General features: G+C 74.8%; 15 protein-coding genes. 3 read left to right on the plus strand and 12 right to left on the minus strand.

From position 1 onward, the window contains the following. Nucleotides 1-19 precede the first annotated feature (19 nt). The 4 genes from OG294_RS15010 to miaA form a co-directional block, all read right to left on the minus strand. On the minus strand, nucleotides 20-2494 hold the full coding sequence (locus tag OG294_RS15010; protein WP_442789165.1) for a RelA/SpoT family protein: 2475 nt from the start codon (nucleotides 2492-2494) through the stop codon (nucleotides 20-22). 164 nt (nucleotides 2495-2658) lie between these two features. Beyond that, on the minus strand, nucleotides 2659-3546 hold the full coding sequence (dapF, locus tag OG294_RS15015) for a diaminopimelate epimerase (protein ID WP_327067012.1): 888 nt from the start codon (nucleotides 3544-3546) through the stop codon (nucleotides 2659-2661). A 103-nt stretch (nucleotides 3547-3649) separates the two neighbouring features. Next, on the minus strand, nucleotides 3650-4258 hold the full coding sequence (locus tag OG294_RS15020; RefSeq protein ID WP_327067013.1) for a hypothetical protein: 609 nt from the start codon (nucleotides 4256-4258) through the stop codon (nucleotides 3650-3652). Between the two features lie 251 nt (nucleotides 4259-4509). After that, the gene (gene miaA / locus OG294_RS15025; RefSeq protein ID WP_327067014.1) at nucleotides 4510-5445 is read right to left on the minus strand and encodes a tRNA (adenosine(37)-N6)-dimethylallyltransferase MiaA; all 936 of its coding nucleotides are present in this window, start codon (nucleotides 5443-5445) and stop codon (nucleotides 4510-4512) included. Between the two features lie 169 nt (nucleotides 5446-5614). On the opposite strand from miaA, the gene OG294_RS15030 reads away from it, so the two are divergent. Continuing rightward, nucleotides 5615-6355: an antitoxin gene (locus OG294_RS15030; RefSeq protein WP_327067015.1), complete on the plus strand. Its 741-nt coding sequence runs from the start codon at nucleotides 5615-5617 to the stop codon at nucleotides 6353-6355. Between the two features lie 120 nt (nucleotides 6356-6475). Here the strand turns inward: OG294_RS15030 and OG294_RS15035 are convergent, their stop codons facing one another. Further along, nucleotides 6476-7174 (minus strand): class III extradiol dioxygenase subunit B-like domain-containing protein, encoded by a 699-nt coding sequence (locus tag OG294_RS15035; protein WP_327067016.1) that lies wholly within the window; start codon nucleotides 7172-7174, stop codon nucleotides 6476-6478. Between the two features lie 48 nt (nucleotides 7175-7222). Further along, nucleotides 7223-8752 carry a tRNA (N6-isopentenyl adenosine(37)-C2)-methylthiotransferase MiaB gene (miaB, locus tag OG294_RS15040; RefSeq protein ID WP_327071552.1) on the minus strand — a complete coding sequence of 510 codons (1530 nt, stop codon included), beginning with the start codon at nucleotides 8750-8752 and terminating at the stop codon, nucleotides 7223-7225. Nucleotides 8753-8853: 101 nt separating this feature from the next. Between miaB and OG294_RS15045 the strand changes: the two genes are divergently transcribed. Then, complete coding sequence (locus OG294_RS15045) at nucleotides 8854-9846, plus strand: TAXI family TRAP transporter solute-binding subunit (protein ID WP_327067017.1); 993 nt, start codon at nucleotides 8854-8856, stop codon at nucleotides 9844-9846. A 36-nt stretch (nucleotides 9847-9882) separates the two neighbouring features. Here the strand turns inward: OG294_RS15045 and OG294_RS15050 are convergent, their stop codons facing one another. After that, nucleotides 9883-11316, minus strand: coding sequence for a sensor histidine kinase (locus tag OG294_RS15050; RefSeq protein WP_327067018.1), 1434 nt, complete (start codon nucleotides 11314-11316; stop codon nucleotides 9883-9885). A 2-nt stretch (nucleotides 11317-11318) separates the two neighbouring features. Continuing rightward, on the minus strand, nucleotides 11319-12179 hold the full coding sequence (locus OG294_RS15055) for a response regulator transcription factor (protein WP_327067019.1): 861 nt from the start codon (nucleotides 12177-12179) through the stop codon (nucleotides 11319-11321). 684 nt (nucleotides 12180-12863) lie between these two features. On the opposite strand from OG294_RS15055, the gene OG294_RS15060 reads away from it, so the two are divergent. After that, the gene (locus OG294_RS15060) at nucleotides 12864-14555 is read left to right on the plus strand and encodes an FAD-dependent monooxygenase (protein WP_327067020.1); all 1692 of its coding nucleotides are present in this window, start codon (nucleotides 12864-12866) and stop codon (nucleotides 14553-14555) included. 96 nt (nucleotides 14556-14651) lie between these two features. Here OG294_RS15060 and recX read toward each other — a convergent pair whose 3' ends face one another. The 4 genes from recX to OG294_RS15080 all read right to left on the minus strand — a co-directional run bounded on the left by recX (nucleotide 14652) and on the right by OG294_RS15080 (nucleotide 18679). Then, nucleotides 14652-15383: a recombination regulator RecX gene (recX, locus tag OG294_RS15065; protein WP_442789331.1), complete on the minus strand. Its 732-nt coding sequence runs from the start codon at nucleotides 15381-15383 to the stop codon at nucleotides 14652-14654. Between the two features lie 148 nt (nucleotides 15384-15531). Next, nucleotides 15532-16656, minus strand: a complete 1125-nt coding sequence (gene recA, locus OG294_RS15070) for a recombinase RecA (RefSeq protein ID WP_327067022.1) — start codon at nucleotides 16654-16656, stop codon at nucleotides 15532-15534. A gap of 182 nt (nucleotides 16657-16838) precedes the next feature. Beyond that, entirely contained in the window at nucleotides 16839-17033 is a 195-nt protein-coding gene (locus OG294_RS15075) for a DUF3046 domain-containing protein (RefSeq protein ID WP_327067023.1), read from the minus strand. Between the two features lie 62 nt (nucleotides 17034-17095). Beyond that, nucleotides 17096-18679: a S8 family serine peptidase gene (locus OG294_RS15080; RefSeq protein WP_327067024.1), complete on the minus strand. Its 1584-nt coding sequence runs from the start codon at nucleotides 18677-18679 to the stop codon at nucleotides 17096-17098. Nucleotides 18680-18764: the final 85 nt, after the last annotated feature.

Genomic DNA, 18764 nt, shown 5'->3' on the forward strand with positions numbered 1-18764 from the left:
GGACTGACAGGAGGCGGGACTATTCGGGCTGTCCCTCCACAGCGCGTAACGCGGCGGAGCGGTCCCGAATTCCCTTCGATGGTCGCACGGGCGCGGGGGCCGGGTCACCAGCATTTCCGGCGGACCGGACGTGCGGACGCAGCCTGGGCGGGCGCGGGGCCTCCAGACCGGGCCGGCGGACATCGTAGACCCCGGAGACCCGCAGCATCGCCCGCATCACCACCGGCAGCGTCGCGGCTCCCGGCAACTCCACCGTGTAGGTGTGGCGGACCCGCAGCTGCTGGGGCGGTTCGACCACGGCCGAGACGATGTCCAGGCCGGTGGCCGACATCGCCGCCGTGAGGTCGGCCAGCAGGCCGGGGCGGTTCAGCGCCTCGGCCTGCAGGGTGACCCGGAACGGCGCCGCCGGGCCGCCGGCCGGCCCGACCGCGGCTCCGGGCGCCCAGTCCAGCTGCACCGGACCGCGCCCGGCACCGCGCATCCGCTCACCGGTGGGGCAGTCGCTGCGGTGCACGGCGATCGAACCGCCACGGATCTGGAAGCCGGTCACCCGGTCCGGCGGCACCGGCGTGCAACAGCGGGCCAGCCGCACGGCCGCACCGGGATGGCCCGGCGCGATCACCAGCCGGCCGTGCCCGAGGTGCGGCCGGCCGGAGGGCAGCCGCTCGGCCGCGGCGTACGCCGCGGGTGCGCCGCCCGGCCCGGCCCCGTGGGCGGCCTCGGCCGGGGCCTCGGGCGCCGCGGCGGCCGGATGGCCGGCCAGCCAACGCTCGATGGCCAGCCGGGCCACCGGCGTGTGCGCGAACTCCAGCCACTGCGGGCTGGGCCCGGAGGGCTCCGGCGCCCCGGGCCCACCACCCGGCTCGGTCAGCACCCCCAGCACGTCCCCGTCCAGCAGCAGGGTGGCCAGCGCCACCAGGCGCCCGTTCACCCGGGCGCCGATGCAGCGGTGGCCGGTCTCCTCGCCCAGCTGGTAGGCCGCGTCCACACAGCTGGCACCGGCCGGCAGCACCAGGGTGGCGCCCTCCTCGGTGACGGCGGTGATCTCCCGGTCGTCGGAGAGGTCCGCGGTCAGCGTGGACCAGAAGGCGTCCGGGTCCGGGGTCTCCTGCTGCCACTCCAGCAGTCGGCGCAGCCAGCCGGGCCGGGCCGGGTCGGTGCCGTCCAGCTCGTCCCGGCCCGCCTGCTCGGCGCCCGGCTGCTGCGCCCCGCCCGCGTGCGGGCTGCCGAGCGCGACCACCCCGAACTCGGCGACCTGGTGCATCCGGGGTGTGCGGACCAGCACCTCGACCACCTCGCCGTCCACCGAGACCGCGGTGTGCAGCGACTGGTAGAGGTTGAACTTGGGGGCGGCCACGAAGTCCTTGAACTCACCGGGCAGCGGGGTCCAGCAGGTGTGCAGTTCACCGAGGACGGCGTAGCAGTCGGCCTGCTCCTCGACCACCACCAGCAGCCGGGCCAGGTCAGCCGGCCCGGGGCGGTCGGCCTCGGGCCGGCCGCCGCGCAGCAGCGCCCGGTGCACCGAGACGCAGTGCCGGGGCCGCACGGTGACCTCCGCCACCACCCCGGACTCGGCCAGCTGCCGGCGCAGTGCGACGGCGAACGGGGTGAGCAGCGCGTCCTGCGCGGTTTCCTGGGCGGCGATCTGGGCCCTGGTCCCGGCGTACTCCTCGGGGTGCAGGGTGGCGAAGACGATGTCCTCGAGCTCCGTCTTGACCACCTGGATGCCCAGCCGCTCGGCCAGCGGGATCAGCACGTCCCTGGTGACCTTGGCGATCCGCACCTGGCTGGCGGGCTTCATGTGACGGATCGTCCGCATGTTGTGCAGCCGGTCGGCCAGCTTGATCACCATGACCCGCACGTCGTCCCCGGTGGCGACGAGCATCTTGCGGAACGTTTCCGCCTCTGCCGCCGCACCGAAGTCCACCTTCTCCAACTTGGTCACCCCGTCCACCAGGTAGGCGACCTCGGGGCCGAAGGCCTCCGCGACCTGATCGAGCGTCACCTCGGTGTCCTCGACGGTGTCGTGCAGCAGAGAGGCGACCAGGGTGGTGGTCTCGGCGCCGAGTTGGGCCAGGATCATCGTCACGGCCAGCGGGTGGGTGATGAACGGCTCGCCGCTCTTGCGCTTCTGACCGCGGTGGCTGGCCTCGGCCGTCCGGTAGGCGCGGCTGAGCAGCGCGAGGTCGGCCTGCGGGTGGTGGCGGCGGTGCGCCTGGACGATCGGCTCGATGGCGTCCGGTACCGGGGGGCGGCCGGTGGCCAGCAGCGCGGCCCGGCCGGCACGGCCGAGGGCGGCCCGGCCGAGCAGCCGAAGGCCCTGCGGCGGCGGCTCCACCGCCTCGACGGGCGCGGGCTCGGGCGCCCGGGGCCGGGATTCGGACCCGGCTTCCGGTCGGGGCTGGGACTGGGGCTGGGATTGGGGCTGGGATTGGGGTGACTGCGACTCTGCGGACGGGGCCGGGCTGGTGGGCCGGCCGGTCTCAACGGTCATGGCAACCTCCGGCAGCGAGCACCGGAGCGCTCGCTGCCCCGGTGGTCCATGCTACCGAGCACAACACGTTCCGCGAGGCCCTGCTTCCGCTCTGTTAGCGGGATCACTCGAACGGGCGGATTCGCGCCCGCGCGGAACGGGGAAAGCGGGCCGCCCCGGCGGCCTCAGAGCCAGCCGGGCTCCGTCACACCGGCGGCCACCAGCACGGCGGGCCCGGTCATCTCGACCCGTCCGTCCGGCCGCTCGGTGATCACCAGCCGACCACCGGGGACGTCCACGGTGTAGCTGACCGCCTCCCCGGTGACCGCCGGGTCGAGCCCGTCCCGGCGGGCCGTGGCCACCGCCACCGCGCAGGCGCCGGTGCCGCAGGAGCGGGTCTCGCCCGAGCCGCGCTCGTGCACCCGCATCGCGACGTGGCGCTCGCCCCGGTCGGCCACGAACTCGACGTTGACGCCCTGCGGGTAGACCCCCGCGGGGCTGACCTGCGGCGCGTCGTACAGGTTGCCGGCCTCGGCGAGGTCGGCGACGAAGGCCACCGCGTGCGGGTTGCCCATGTTGACGTTGCGGGCCGGCCAGCGCCGCTCCCCCACCGCCACCTCGATGTCCTGCGGACCGGGCAGCAGCGCCCGGCCCATCTCCACGGTGACCTCGCCGGGCGTGCCGTCCGGGCCGTCCTCGGCGACCACCACCTGCCGCACCCCGGCCCGGGTGGCCACCGCGAGCGGTCCGGGTGCGGCCAGCCCGGCGTGCACCAGGTACCGGGCGAAGACCCGCACGCCGTTGCCGCACATCTCGGCGATGCTGCCGTCGGAGTTGCGGTAGTCCATGAACCACTCGGCCTGGTCGGCCAGCGCCGCCGCGGCCTCGTCCCTGGCCGAGCGGACCACGCGCAGCAGGCCGTCGCCGCCGATGCCCGCGCGGCGGTCGCAGAGCCGGGCCACCTCGGCCGGGCCCAGCCGCAGCCGGCCGTCGGGGTCGGGGACGATCACGAAGTCGTTCTCGGTGCCGTGGCCCTTGAGGTAGGGCAGGCCCTGCGGGGTGGATGCGCTCACCCCGCGATGGTACTCACCAGGGGCGTTGCCGGGTCGGCCCGGTCGGCCGGTCCCGGAGAGCGGCGGCCTCCCGGGGAAGGCGGTCTCCCGGGGGGAGGCGGTCTCAGGACCGCAGCTGGACGACCCGCCAGACGGCGAGCCCGAAGGCGGTGCACGCGATCAGCGTGTAGACGGCGATGGCCTGCCAGGCCGCGCGCCGCCCGGAGCCGCGCCGGGGCAGCCCCGGCCAGGCGTAGCCCGCCCGGCGGGCCGCCATGCCGCCCCAGCCGACCGACGCGGAGGTGAGCAGCAGACCGAGCATGCCGACCATCGCGCCGCCGTCACCCGAGCCGAAGGCCAGCGGGAAGGCGAACATCAGCGAGCCGGCGACACCGATCAGCACGATCGGCAGCAGCTGCCACCAGCGCAGCCGACGGCGCGGTCTGATCTCACGCTCCAGCACCACCGGGTCGCCCAGCGGGCCGAGCGGGGCGTCCGGGTCCGCGTCGATCGACGCGTCGCCGAGCAGTGCGTCGCCGCCCAGCAGACCGGTGGGCGGCAGCAGCTCGGCGGGGGGCAACAGGTCGGTGGGCGGCAGGGCGAATGCCTCCTCGGCCAGATCAGTGGTCGTGCCGCGGCCGGCCTCCGGTGCGTCGAGGCCGTGCGCCGCCCCGGGCATGCCCAGGGCATGGTGCGGGAACTGTTCGGTTTCGGGGCCGGGACCCGTGGACACGCGGCCTCCCCTGACAGTTCGACACGAGCCGGAACTCGCGAACGGATGGGACCGGCCCGCGCGACCGGCCCCTCTTGTCTCGATAATGGCATGTCCCAACGCGCTCACAGCGCGTAACGCGGGTCACCGGGTGATCCGTGGCCATGACGTGATCCGGCCGTGATCCCGGCTTCCTCCTGCACCTGCACGTGCGAGCGCAGCTGCACCGGCGGATGGCCGAATCCGGTGCCCCGCCCGGCCTGAACCCGTCGTCAGAACGACTCTTCGACCAGCTTCAGCGAGCGTTCCAGCAGGTCGGCCGGGTCCGCCCCGGCGGGCCTGGAGAGCCAGTGGATCCGCTCGTCCCGGCGGAACCAGGACTCCTGACGGCGTGCGAACCGCTTGGTGGCGCGCACCGTCTCGGCCCGCGCTTCCTCTTCCGTGCACTCACCGGAGAAGTGCGCCAGCACCTGTTGGTAACCGAGGGCCCGACCCGCCGTCAGCCCCTCGCGCAACCCGCGCTCCTCCAGCGTCCGCACCTCGTCCAGCAGACCGGCCTGCCACATCCGGTCCACCCGCAGGGTGATCCGCTCGTCCAGCTCCGGACGCGGGACGGCCACGCCGATCTGGACCGCCGGGTAGACCGCCCGGTTGCTCGGCAGGTTCGCGGTGAACGGACGCCCGGTCAGCTCGATGACCTCCAGCGCCCGCACGATCCGCCGCCCGTTGCTGGCCAGGATCGCGGCTGCGGCGGCCGGGTCGAGCACGGCCAGCCGGGCGTGCAGCACGGCCGGCCCGTGCTCCTCCAGCTCGGCCTCCAGCCGGGCCCGCACCACCGGCTCGGTCCCCGGGAACTCCATCTCGTCGATCGCCGCCCGCACGTACAGGCCCGAGCCGCCGACCAGCACCGCCGGGCGCCCCGCGGCCAGCAGGCGGTCGATCTCGGCCCTGGCCAGCCGCTGGTACTCGGCCACGCTGGCGGTCTCGGTGACCTCCCAGATGTCCAGCAGGTGGTGCGGGATCCCCTCGCGCTCGGCGTGGGTGAGCTTGGCGGTGCCGATGTCCATGCCCCGGTACAGCTGCATCGAGTCGGTGTTGATCACCTCGCCGCCCAGCGCGCGGGCCAGCGCGACGGCCAGATCGGACTTGCCGGCCGCGGTGGCGCCGACCACGGAGACCACCGGGATGCGGGGAAGAGAGCTGCTCACACGGTCAAGTCTCGCAAACCGTCAAGTCCCGCCCGGGGCGACCCCTCATCCGAACGGGGGACGTGACCGGCCACCGGCCCGCTCGTTCCCCGGATGGGCGGCACCCTGCACCGGCTCGCCGCAGAACCGGCCCCGGGTCCGCCGCAGACCGCGTAGGTTGGGAGAAGATATGGGTGTTTTCAGCTGGTTCCGTCGTCGTGCCGCCGAGGCGCCGCCGAGCGGGGCGGCGGACGGCGGTTCGGTCGCGGTGCTCACCGCGCCGCAGCGGTCGGCGCCGGAGCCGACCGAGGGTGCGGAGCAGGAGTCGCCGCCCGGGGTGCCGGCCGCTCGCACCGCTCCGGAGGCCGAGTCCGACCCGGTCGAGTCCGTGGTGGCCTCGGCCCTGGCCGTGGTCAACGCAGGCTCGGCCGAGGTGGGTACGGCCGAGTCCGACGAGACCGGGACGGCGGGGGTGCCGGCTCCTCCGGTGCTCGCGCCGGACGTGGCCGAGCTGCTCGCGGCAGCGCTCGCGGCGGCCTCGCAGGGCGTGGAGCCGGCCGGGGACGCCCAACCGCAGAGCCGACCCGAGCGGCCTGACACAGGAGACGAAGCCATGGGCCTGATGGACAACCTCAAGGGCAAGGCCGAGGAGCTGGCGGGGGAGCTCAAGGAGAAGGCGAGCCACCTGGCGGGCCAGCACAACGAGAAGATCGACGAGTTCGTCGACAAGGCGGGCGACGCGCTCGACAAGGCCACCAAGGGCAAGTACAGCGACAAGATCGCCACCGGCACCGAGAAGACCAAGGGCGCGGTGGACGGCTTCGCCGAGAAGCCGGGCTCCCCGCAGCCGGCCGACCCCGCCGGCCCCGCCGACGGCTCCGGCGGCACCGCGGCCCCCAGCCCCGAGGGCAACGGCGGCCCGCAGGCCTGAGCGGGCGGCCCCGGGCGGAACACGCCCTGGCCACCGGAGCGGGGTCGGACGGATTCCTCCGTCCGACCCCGCTCCGCGTTGTCCGCCGTCAGCTACGACCGCCGTCAGCTCCGACCGGCATCAGCTCCAGGACGCCACGAAGTACCCGACCCCGTACGGCGCCTCGTCGTAGCGCAGCCGGCCGCCGAGTCCGGCCTGCCGGCCGGCGCCGGCCAGCACCTGCCACGGCGCCCGGCCGGCCGCGAGCAGCTCGGCGCTCAGCCGCGGATCGAGCCCGGCCAGCGCCGCGGTGTCCGCCGCGCCCAGTGCCCGTGCGACCTGCGCGTCGTAGGCCTCGGCCCGGTCGTCCAGGTAACCGGGCGCCTTCAACGAGCGGCAGGCGCTGCCGTCGCCGAGGACCAGCAGCCCGACCCGGTCGGCGAGGCCGGCCAGCCCCTCGCCCAGCCCGAGCATCCGCTCCACCGGCGCGTCGGCCGGCACGGCACAGGCGTGCGTGGGCAGCTGTGCGCCGGCCTGCGTCAGCAGCCAGGCGCCGATGGTGAGCGCCGGGCTCAGCTCCGGACCGCTCACGCCGCCGGTGGGCAGCCGCGCACCGATCGGCACGCCGTACTGCTGGAAGCTCCCGGCGCCGCCCTCGGTCCACACCTCGGCCTGCGGCCCCTCGCCGACCAGCACCAGCAGCTCGGGCCCGGCGGCCAGCAGCTCCTCGACGGCCTCGGCGCAGGCCGCGCGCAGGCCGTCGAGTTCGGCGGCGGCGCCGGCGGCGACCTCGGGCACCAGCAGGGGCGGGCAGGGGCAGACGGCGGCGGCAACCAGCATGGCGATCACCCTACCCGGGCCGGATGCCCGGGCAGGGCCGAGCGGACGTCAGTCGGTGGGGCAGCAGCCACCGGTCGGTGCGGCGGCCGGCAGGGCCGGGGCACCGATGGTCGGCAGCCCGAGCATCACCCCGGCCGGCTTGGCCACGGGCGCGGCGGTGCGCTTCTCCCAGGCGTCGCCCGCACGGGTGCGCCGCACACCGAGCGCCGGGCCCTCGGCCAGCAGGTGGTGCGGGGCGGCGTAGGTGATCTCGACGGTCACCACGTCGCCCGGGCGCACCGGCTCGGCGGGCCGGGTGCTGTGCTCGTCGTTCACCCCTCGCAAGCTCGGGTTGAAGTGCACCAGGCGGTTGTCCGGCGCGCGGCCGGAGAGCCGGTCGGTCCGGTCGTCCTTCTTGCCCTCGCCCTCGGCGACCAGGACCTCCAGGGTGCGGCCGACCTGCTTCTTGTTCTCCTCCCAGGAGATCTCCTCCTGGAGGGCGACCAAGCGCTCGTAGCGCGCCTGCACCACGGCCTTCGGCACCTGGTCCGCCATCTCGGCGGCCGGGGTGCCGGGCCGCTTGGAGTACTGGAAGGTGAAGGCGTTGGTGAACCGGGCCTCGCGGACCACGTGCATGGTCTGCTCGAAGTCCTCCTCGGTCTCCCCGGGGAAGCCCACGATGATGTCGGTGGAGATGGCGGCGTCCGGCATCGCCGCGCGCACCTTCTCGATGATCCCGAGGAACCGCTCCTGGCGGTAGGAGCGCTTCATCGCCCGCAGCACGGTGTCCGAACCGGACTGCAGCGGCATGTGCAGCTGGTGCATCACGTTGGGGGTCTCGGCCATCGCGGCGATCACGTCGTCGGTGAAGTCGCGCGGGTGCGGGGAGGTGAAGCGCACCCGCTCCAGGCCCTCGATCTGGCCGCAGGCGCGCAGCAGCTTGGAGAAGGCCTCGCGGTCGCCCAGGTCGGACCCGTAGGCGTTGACGTTCTGGCCGAGCAGGGTCACCTCGATGACGCCCTCGCCGACCAGCGCCTCGACCTCGGCGAGCACGTCGCCGGGGCGGCGGTCCTCCTCCTTGCCGCGCAGCGCCGGGACGATGCAGAAGGTGCAGGTGTTGTTGCAGCCGACCGAGATCGCCACCCAGGCCGCGTAGGCCGACTCGCGCCGGGTGGGCAGCGTGGAGGGGAAGGTCTCCAGCGACTCCAGGATCTCCACCTGGGCCTTGCGCTCGACCCGGGCCCGCTCCAGCAGCGCGGGCAGGTGCCCGATGTTGTGGGTGCCGAAGACCACGTCGACCCACGGCGCCTTGCGCACGATGGTCTCGCGGTCCTTCTGGGCCAGGCAGCCGCCGACGGCGATCTGCATGTCCTTCCGGGCCGACTTGGCCGGCGCGAGCTGGCCGAGGTTGCCGTACAGCTTGTTGTCGGCGTTCTCGCGGACCGCGCAGGTGTTGAAGACCACCAGGTCGGGGTCCCCGCCCTGGTCGGCCTTCACGTATCCGGCGTCCTCCAGCAGCCCGGCCAGCCGCTCGGAGTCGTGGACGTTCATCTGACAGCCGTGCGTGACGACCTTGTAAGTTCGCAAGCTCTCTCCCATACCCACAGCAGCAAGGGTAAGGGCAGCCGGGCGACCGCCGGGCGGAGCCGTCCTGACCGCCCCCCTCCCGATCATCAGCATCACCTGGCAGGATCCCCCGCATGACGTCGACCACCGATCGCCTGCGTGCGGCCCTGCGGCCCCGGCTGTGGCCGGTGCTGGCCGCGCTGCTGCTCGTGGTGGGCTCGGTCGGCGGCTGGTGGGTGAGCAGCCGCGGCCCGTCCGGCTACCCCAGGGGCGTCAGCGGCTTCGCCACCGGTGTCCAGGAGGGGGTCTACGACCGGTACGGACAGCTGCTGCAGTCCTACCTGCACACCGCGATGCCCGGCGTCGAGCTGCGCCTGGACAGCAGCGAGGGGTCGGTGGACAACCTGGAACGGGTCGCCTCCGGCCAGGACTCCTTCGCGATCGCCACCGCCGACGCGGTGGCCGACTACACCGGCCCCGGCAAGACCGGGCTGCGGGCCATCGCCCGGCTCTACGACGACTACATGCAGCTGGTGGTGCCCGCCGGCTCCCCGATCCAGCAGGTCGGCGACCTCAAGGGCAAGCGGGTCGGGATCGGCGAGCCCAAGTCCGGGGTGACCCTGGTGACCCGCCAACTGCTCGACGTGGCCGGGATCGACCCGGACACCGGCATCACGCCCTACACGCTCGGGGTCAGCGACGCGGCCGCGCAACTGGCCGACGGGCGGCTGGACGCCTTCTTCTGGTCCGGCGGCCTGCCCACCGCCGCGCTGACCGACCTGGCCACCAAGTTCCCGATCCGGATCGTGCCGCTGGGCAGCCTGACCGACAAGCTGCACCAGGAGAACGGCGACACCGACGCCTACCGGACCGCCGTGCTGCCGGCCGGGGTCTACCCGAACAGCCAGGCGGTGCTCACCATGGCAGTGCCGAACCTTCTGATCACCCGGGCCGACGTGAACTCGAGCCTGGTCGAGGGCCTCACCCGGGCCGTGATCGACAGCCGCGACTGGATCGGCATCCAGGTCCACTCGGCGCAGCTGGTGGACCTGCGCACCGCCGTCTACACCGACCCGCTGCCGCTCTCCGAGGGCGCCGAGCGCTACTACCGCTCCGCCAAGCCGTAGGGCGGGCCCCGGCCGGGCCGCCGCGCCACCGCGCGGTCAGTCGCCGCGCTGGCGGGGCACGCTCAGCGTCACGGCCAGGCCCCCCGGCTCGGCCCGCGCGAAGTCCAGCGAACCGCCGCCGGCCAGCAGCAGGGTGCGGGCGATCGACAGGCCCAGGCCCGAACCGTCCGCGTTCTGGTGCCGGGGGCTGCGCCAGAACCGGTCGCCGACCCGGGCCAGCTCCTCCTCGGTGAGGCCCGGGCCGCTGTCCGTCACCGTCACCGCCACCTGGTGCTTGCCCACCCGCACCGTGACCGCCACCGTGCTGTCCGAGGGACTGAACTTGACCGCGTTGTCGAGCACCGCGTCCAGCGCGCTACCGAAGCCGATCGGATCCGCCCAGGCCTTGGCCAGCGGCGGGGTGCCGCAGGCCAGCAGGACCCCGCGCTGGGCGGCCAGCGGCTGCCAGGCGTCGGTCCTGGCCAGCACCAGCGCGGTCAGGTCCACCGGCTCCGGCTGGGGCCGGCTGCCCTCGGCGGTGGCCAGGCCCAGCAGGTCGTCCAGCACCCGGGCCAGCCGGGCACCCTCCTCGCGGACCTGCCCCAGTTCGGCCTCGTGCTGCTCGGGCAGCTCCAGGCCCAGCAGCTCGACCCGCAGCAGCAGAGCGGCCAGCGGGTTGCGCAGCTGGTGCGAGGCGTCGGCGACGAAGGCCCGCTGCTGGTCCAGGGCGAGCACCACGTGGTCGGCCATGTCGTTGAACGAGCCGACCAGTCGTCGCAGTTCGGGCGGACCGCTGACGGAGGCGACCCGGGCGTTCATCCGCCCGGTGGCGATGTCGTGGGTGACCCGGTCCAGGGTGCGTACCGGCCGCAGCACCCACCCGGTCAGCCGGACCGCGAGCAGCGTGGCGGCGATCATCGCGATCGCCTCGCCGCCGCCCAGCACCAGCCAGCGGTGCAGGATCCGGGCCCGCAGCGGGCCGGTCGGCGACTGGGTGACCACCAGCGCCACCACGTCGCCGTCGCGCACCACCGGCGAGGCGATGGTCAGCGTGCTGTTCGGGGTCCAGGGCCAGACCTGCGGCGGGTTGTGGCTGCGCCGGCCGTCCCGGGCCTCCTGGACGGCCTCGCCGCCCGATCCGCTGGTCGGCAGGTGCCAGTCCGCGGGCGCGACGGCGAGCTGACGGCCGTCGGCCAGGGTCAGCGCGATGCTTATCCCGTAGAGCTCCTGGTAGCGGCTGACCTCCAACTGCAGCTGGTGCAGCTGGATCGCGTCCAGGGCGGTCGGCACGGCGGGGTCGGAGCCGACCGCACCGCGCGAGGGCAGTCCCTGGGTCGGCAGTTCCTGGGCGAAGCGCGCCACGTCGTCCATCCGGTCCACCACGGTCCGGCTCTGCTCGGCGGCGGCCATCGCGGCGGCCAGCGGGACGCCCAGCGCCGCCAGCACGCAGGCCATCAGGGTCAGCAGGATGCCGAGCAGGCGGTTGCGCATGCCTAGGAGGTCCCCGCCGCCGGGTCGCCCGCACCGCGCGCGGCCGGACCGGCACCACCGGCCGCCGTCCCGGGTCTGCGGGCCGCTGCGGGGCGTGTCCCGGTGGGACGGGTCCCCGCGGGAGGAGGCACCGCCGCGCCCTCCGCCGGGGCGGGCGACTGCGGGATCAGCCGGTAGCCGACCCCGCGCACCGCCTCGACCAGGCCGGGCAGCGCGAGCTTGGTGCGCAGCGAGCCGATGTGCACCTCCAGGGTCCGCCCGTTGCCCTCCCAGCCGCTGCGCCACACCTCGCTGAAGATCTGCTCGCGCCGGTAGACCACCCCGGGGCTCTGCGCGAGCAGCGCCAGCAGGTCGAACTCCTTGCGGGTGAGCGGCACCTCCCGCCCCGCCACGCTGACCCGGCGGCGCTCACGGTCGATGCTGATCCCCCAGGACTCCAGCGAGCCCGGCCCTGCGGGCGCCGCCGGGCCGTCCGGTGCGGGGGTGGTCGCGGCAGGCTGGAAGCGCCGGGCCACCGCGTGGATCCGGGCCAGCAGCTCGCCCATGTCGTAGGGCTTGGTGATGTAGTCGTCGGCCCCGAGGTTGAGGCCGTGGATCCGCGAGCGGATGTCCGCCCGGGCGGTCACCATGATCACCGGCACCCCGCTGCCGGCCCTGATCCGGCTGCACACCTCGAACCCGTCGCGGTCGGGCAGGCCGAGGTCGAGCAGCACCACCCGGTACGGGTCGCTGCCGTCCGGCACCAGCGCGTCGAGCGCCTCGTGCCCGCTTCGCGCGTGCCGCACCTGGAAGCCGTGCCGGCTGAGGACGGCGACCAGCGCCGCCGCGACCCGGTCGTCGTCCTCGACAAGCAGCAGCCGCATGCCCACACCTTTCCCATCTCTGGTTTCCCGCTCCGACGCGCCCCGCCCCGGGGCCCCGCTCCGCGGGTCTCCCGGCTCCGGGTTCCCCGCCCTGCAGGCACCGGCCGGCAGCCCTGGTGTGCCGGCGGAGCGGCCATCCTCCCCCACGGCGCACCGCCGCGGCCAGCCCCTCGGGGGCAGCCCGGGACGCACGTAGCCCTTTCGTGATGCTCAAGTTCCGCTCAGATCGCCTGACGCCGGCCGACGCTCACCCCTAGGGTCGGCTCATCGGGGGCTGCGTGCTCCGCCGGCCACAGCCCCCGATGCCGCGTCCACCCCAAGGGGTGACCGGCTTGGTGGTCACCCATGAGATGGTTTTCGCCCGCCGTGCCACCCACCGGCCGGGCCTCGGCGCCAGTGGCCGGATCACCGGGCCGACGGCCGCCCCGCCCGCTCGGATGTGTTCCGCAGGGCCGACGCACCAGGGATTTCCCGCTCCCGCCCATCGGCCCCCGATGGCCGAAAGCCGCCCGGCCGGGCCTCCTCCGGGCGCCGCGGCACGAACCGGCGCACACCGACCGCTGCTTGACGGACTCCCAGGCACTCTGTTGCATTGCTCTTCGTGACACCACCCGGGACCTGCGCCGCTCCCCCCGCCACCGGAGCGCTCTCGCGCTGCCCACAGCCCCGGCGCGGAGGCCGTCCGTGGACCCGGTGATCGTGGTCGGGGCCGGCCCCGTGGGCCTGGCGATGGCGCTCGCGCTGGCCCGGCACGACGTCCCGAGCATCGTCCTCGACCAGGGCAGCGGCCTCTGCCCCGAAGGACCGCGCAGCGCCGTGCTCGGCACCGAGAGCACCGCCTTCCTCGAACGGCTCGGCTATCTGCGTGCCACCTCGGACGCCGCGCGCTGGGAGCGGCTGAGCGTCTGGCGGCGGCGCCAGGAGGTCCTGGGGGTGGACCTGACCGACCATCCGGTCCTCCACCTGCCCCAGCACCGGCTGCAGCGCGGGCTGCGCGACGCGGCCAGCGCCACCGGTCTGATCCAGCTGGTGCCGCACTCCCGGGTGGAGGAGATCGACCAGGACCAGGACGGGGTCAGCGTGCGCGGCCGGCACCCGCAGAACGGCACCGACACCTGGTGGCGGGCCAGCCACCTGGTCGGCTGCGACGGGGCCCGCTCGACGGTGCGCAAGCTGCTGGGCATCCGGTTCCCCGGCCGCCCGGCGGTGGACCGGCACGCCATCGCCACCGTCCGGGTCGACCTGCCGTTCGCGGGCGAGGCCCGGCTGCACCGCGAGCCGCCCTGGCGCGGCGACCGCGAGGCCTCGGCCCGACCGCTGCCGGACGGTCTGTGGCGCCTGGACTGGCGCCTGCCGATCGGGCGCCCCGCGCCCAGCGAGCCGGTGGACCCGCACGCCACCTGGCCCGGGCTGGTCACCGGCGACACCCTGCTGACCCGGGTCAAGGCCACCCTGACCGGCTGGTGCGGCCAACTGCCGCGCTACGAGCTGCTCGCGGCTGCCGACCACACCGCCCAGCAACGGCTGGCCGCCCGGTTCCGCAGCGGGCGCTGCTTCCTGGCCGGCGACGCGGCCCACCTGCACGGCGCGCTCGGCATGCAGAACCTGGCCGACGGCCTGCGCGACGTGGACAACCTGGCCTGGCGGCTCGCGGTCGCCTGGCACCTGCACGTCGGCGGACCACAGCCCGGCGGGTCGCTGCTGGACGGGTACGAGGCGGAGCGGCGCGGGGCGGTCGGGGCCCGGCTGCGCGCGGTGGACCAGGCGATGCCGCTGCTGCGTCCGCTGCGCGGCTGGCAGCAGACCCGGCGCTCGCTGCTGACCGGTTCGTTCCGCAAGCACGCGCCGCTGCTGACCGACGGGCTGCTCGGCACCGGGCGGTTCGGCGGTGCACCGGCCTATCCGGCGGCGCCCTCCGGCGTGCCGGGGCGGGCGGCCGGGGTGCCGGTGCAGCGCGGGGGCGGGCGGGGCACCGCGCTGAGCGAGCAGCTGCCGGCCACGGCACCCGGGGTGCTGGTGCCGAACCTTCCGGTGGTCACCACCGAGGGCGTGCCGGACCAGCTGTACGCGCGGCTGGGCGCGACCTTCCTGCTGCTGCTGGTCGCACCGGGCACGGCGGTCTGGTCGGCCGACCACTGGATGGGCGCGGGGCTGATGCCCCGGCTGGCCGAGGTGGCGACCGCGCTGCCGGTGCCGACCGAGGTCCTGGTCACCGAGGAGTACCCGGGGGCCGGCGCGCACACGGTGCTGCTGATCCGGCCGGACGGGCACCTGGTCGGGGTCACCCAGGGCTGCAAGGCCGAGGACCTGCAGGCGCTGGCCGACCGGGCGCGCGGCGGGCCCACCCCGTTGGCGGGCGCGGAGCAGTCGGTCTGAGGGTGTCCCGGGCGTCGGCGCGCGTCACCGGTTCGGCGTCACGCGGGCCGGGCCGACGCGGCGTCACCCGATGAGCTGACGGTCGGCCGGGCCGGGTCACTCCGACCCGAGCGACCACTCCTCCAGCTCCTCGGTGCTCTCGCCCTCCGCGTCCAGCGCCTCGCGCACCACCCGGAAGGCGAGGCCCTCGGAGTAGCCGCGGCGGGCCAGCATGCCGACCAGCCGCCGCAACCGGGCCTGGCGCTCCAGTCCCGTGGTCGCCCGCAGCTTGCGCTCCACCAGGGCGCGGGCCGTGGCCGCCTCCTCGTCCGGGTCGAGCTGGGCCACCGCCTCCTCGACCAGCGCGCCGGCGACGCCACGGGTGCGCAGTTCCCGGGCCAGCGCGCGGCGGGCCAGTCCTCGCCCGTGGTGCCGGGACTCGACCCAGGCGGCGGCGAAGGCGGCGTCGTCGATCAGGCCGACCTCCTCGAAACGGGAGAGCACCTCCTCGGCGACCTCGTCCGGGATCTCCCGCTTGCGCAGGGCGGTGGCCAGTTGCCCGCGGGTCCTCGGGGTACCGGTGAGCAGGCGCAGGCAGATGTCGCGGGCCCGGGCGGCGGGATCGGCCTCCGCGGCCGGCGGGGCGGTCGGCCCGGCCCCGCGCTCCGGGCGCCCGGAGCGCCGACGGCGCCCCCGCGTGCTGGCGGCGGCCAGCTCGGCCTCGGCCTCGGCCACCCAGTCCGGCTGCTCCGACCGGCCGGGCCTGGCCTCAGGCTCGGTCCGACGGCCGACCGGGCGCGAACTCCGCGGGCGCACCGGCTTGTCGGACGGCTCGACGGGTCTCGCCACCGACGGCTCGGCCTCGGCGGCGGGCCTCGGTCCGCGGGCGTTGACCACCCAGTCGGGGCGCTCCCCCTCCTCCTCGCCCTTGGCCTCCACCATCCACCGGTCCGGGCGCTCCCCTTCGCCCGGACTCCACACGTTCCTCATCCGCTGATCAGGCCTTCGCAGCCGCCGTCTTCTTGGCCGCCGCCGTCTTCGCCGCCGTGGCCGTGATCGGCTTGACCGCGCCGTCCGCCTCGGCCGGGGCCGGGGCCGGGACCTCGCCCTCGGCGGCGGCGTTGGGATCGACGCCGATGCCGAGCTTGACCTTGATCTTCTTCTCGATCTCCTCGGCCAGCGCCGGGTTGTCGCGCAGGAAGTTGCGGGCGTTCTCCTTGCCCTGACCCAGCTGGTCGCCCTCGTAGGTGTACCAGGCGCCGGCCTTGCGGATGAAGCCGTGCTCGACACCCATGTCGATCAGACCACCCTCCCAGCTGATGCCGTGGCCGTAGAGGATGTCGAACTCGGCCTGCTTGAAGGGGGCGGCGACCTTGTTCTTGACGACCTTCACCCGGGTGCGGTTGCCGACCGCCTCGGTGCCGTCCTTCAGGGTCTCGATCCGGCGGATGTCCAGGCGCACCGAGGCGTAGAACTTCAGCGCCCGGCCACCCGTGGTGGTCTCCGGCGAACCGAACATCACACCGATCTTCTCGCGCAGCTGGTTGATGAAGATCGCGGTGGTGTTCGACTGGTTCAGCGCACCGGCGATCTTCCGCAGCGCCTGGCTCATGAGCCGGGCCTGCAGGCCGACGTGCGAGTCGCCCATCTCGCCCTCGATCTCGGCGCGCGGCACCAGCGCGGCCACCGAGTCGATGATGATCAGGTCGATCGCGCCGGAGCGGATCAGCATGTCGGTGATCTCCAGCGCCTGCTCACCGGTGTCCGGCTGGGAGACCAGCAGGGCATCGGTGTCGACGCCGAGCTTGCGGGCGTACTCCGGGTCCAGGGCGTGCTCGGCGTCGACGAAGGCGACGGTGCCGCCGAGCTTCTGCGCGCTGGCCGCGGCGTGCAGGGTCAGCGTGGTCTTGCCGGAGGACTCGGGGCCGTAGATCTCGATCACCCGGCCGCGGGGCAGCCCGCCGACGCCGAGCGCGACGTCCAGCGCGGTGGAGCCGGTGGGGATCACGTCGATCGGGGCACGGGACTGGTCGCCCAGACGCATCACCGAGCCCTTGCCGAACTGCCGCTCAATCTGGGCGAGTGCGGTCTCAAGAGCCTTCTCGCGGTCCGTGCCTGCCATGGCTTCCACCCTCGGGTTCTGTGCTGTGCGCTTCATCGTCCTCGACGCTAGCGCGTCCCACCGACAATCGGCTCCGGACGGGCTCGGCCTGTGGAAAACTCGCCGGGAAACCCAGTATAGGGAACACCTGTTCGATATCACGCCCGCACCCGAACGCCTACGACGCGGTCGCACCACGCCGATCAGCGCAGTCGCGCGGACACCCCCATCACCTGGCAGACCACCCGCCAGACGTCCTTGGCCTCCCACCCCGCGTCCAGCGCCTGGTGCACCGTGCGACCGCCGAGCTCGCTCATCACGTGGTCACGGGCGAACGACTCCGCGTACCCCGGGCCGAAGTGCTCGTCCATCCGTCGCCAGAACTCGGTCAGCCTCATGCCGCCCAGTATCCCCGAGCCCCACCCGCCCCCGAGGCCCGGCGAGATCCGTCCGACAAGCCCTAGTGCGGCAGTGCGACGATCCCCGCGCCGTAGGTCGCGCGGTCCCGGCAGACGCCCGGGCCGACGGGGCAGTTCGCCTGGGCCTGGGACAGCAGCAGCTCGTGCAGGCGCTCCGGTCCCCAGCCCGGGTGCAGCGCCGCGGCCACCGCGATCGCGCCGGTGACCTCCGCGGCGCTCATCGAGGTGCCGGCCAGCGCCGCGTACCGCCCGCCCGGCCAGTCCGAGACGATCGCCTCGTCCGGCCCGCCGTCCGGATCGCCGCCCGGCGCGGCCAGCGCGATCCGCCCCTCGCCGTAGTTCGAGTAGGCCGCGACGGCACCGCTGCGGGTCACCGCGCTGACCGACAGCACCCCGGGCAGTTCGCCGGGCAGCCGGACGCACTCGGTGCCGAGCCGGCGGTCCCGGGCCGGGCCGCTGACGCGGTCGTTCGGGCTGCGCTGGTCGACCCGCACCGCGCCCAGGTCCTGGGCGTCGTTCCCGGCCGAGGCGACCACCAGCGCGTGGCGCTGGGCATAGGCGACCGCACGGCCCACCGCCTGGATCATCGCGCCCTGGTCCGGGTCCTCGGGGCAGTTGTACTTCCACGGGTCCGCGAAGTAGCTGTCGTTGACCGCCACCGCCCCGTGGTCGGCGGCCCAGAGCAGCCCGCAGACGATGTTCTCCGGGTAGTACTGCCCGAGCGGGCCGAGCAGTCGCACGGCCGCGATGCGCACCCCCGGGGCCACCCCGACCACGCCGTGCCCGTCCCGGGCCGCGCCGATCAGCCCGGCCACATGGGTGCCGTGGCCGCTCTCGGCGACCCCGCCGTCGGGCCGCCAGGCGCCGAACCGGGCGTCGGGACGGCCGTCGGCGCAGGAGGCGGAGTCGGCCGGGCTGACCGCGTCGCGCAGGTCGGGATGAGTGTCGTCGACCCCGGAATCGAGCACGGCCACCAGGACCTGGCGCAGCGCCCTGCTCGTGGTCACCGCGCCCGGGGCCGGCATGCCGAGGGCCGGCCTGCCGGAGCTCGGCGCGGCGTGGATCGGTGCGGCGGTGCTCGGCGCGGTGCCGGCGAGCAGCCCCGCCTGGGGCGGGGAGTTCTGCCCGCCGCCCATCATGGCGAGGTTCCAGGCGCCGCTTTCCCCGGGGTCGGGCACAGTCGTGGTGTTGTCCCCTTCGACCGTCCCGGACGCCGCGGCCGCGTCACCGCCGGGGCGGCGGAAGTCGCCGGAGCCGGCCAGCACGCCGGGCGGCCCGGGCACCGGCACGGTCCGGGTCGCCCCGACGGCGACGATGCCGGGCCGGCCGCGCAGCCTGGCGGCGAACCCGGCTTCGTTGGCGTAGGCCAGCACGGCACCGATCTGCGGGTAGTCCTGGACCACCTGTCCGCCCGCCGCGCGCACCTCGGTCTGCGCGGCGGCCGAGCCCTGGCCGTCCGGCCGGTCGGCCAGCACCAGGTAGCTGAGGTAGCCCTGGTCGGTCCCGGAGAGATAGGGGACGGCGCCGCCCAGCAGCAGGGCCGCCGCGAGCATGGCCGGCGCACTGCGCAGCAGCAGCCACCGGCGGCGCAGCGGACGACGGGAGACCAGCCGCACCTCGGCCATCGGGTGTCCTCCGCTCCTCGCGGCCTGCCCTCACGTGGCACAGCCGTGCTCTCACGAAGAATCACCATATGAGCGGAATATCCTG

Origin of the sequence: Kitasatospora sp. NBC_01302, from assembly GCF_035976515.1 — a bacterium.
In the GTDB taxonomy this organism is placed as follows: Bacteria; Actinomycetota; Actinomycetes; order Streptomycetales; family Streptomycetaceae; genus Kitasatospora.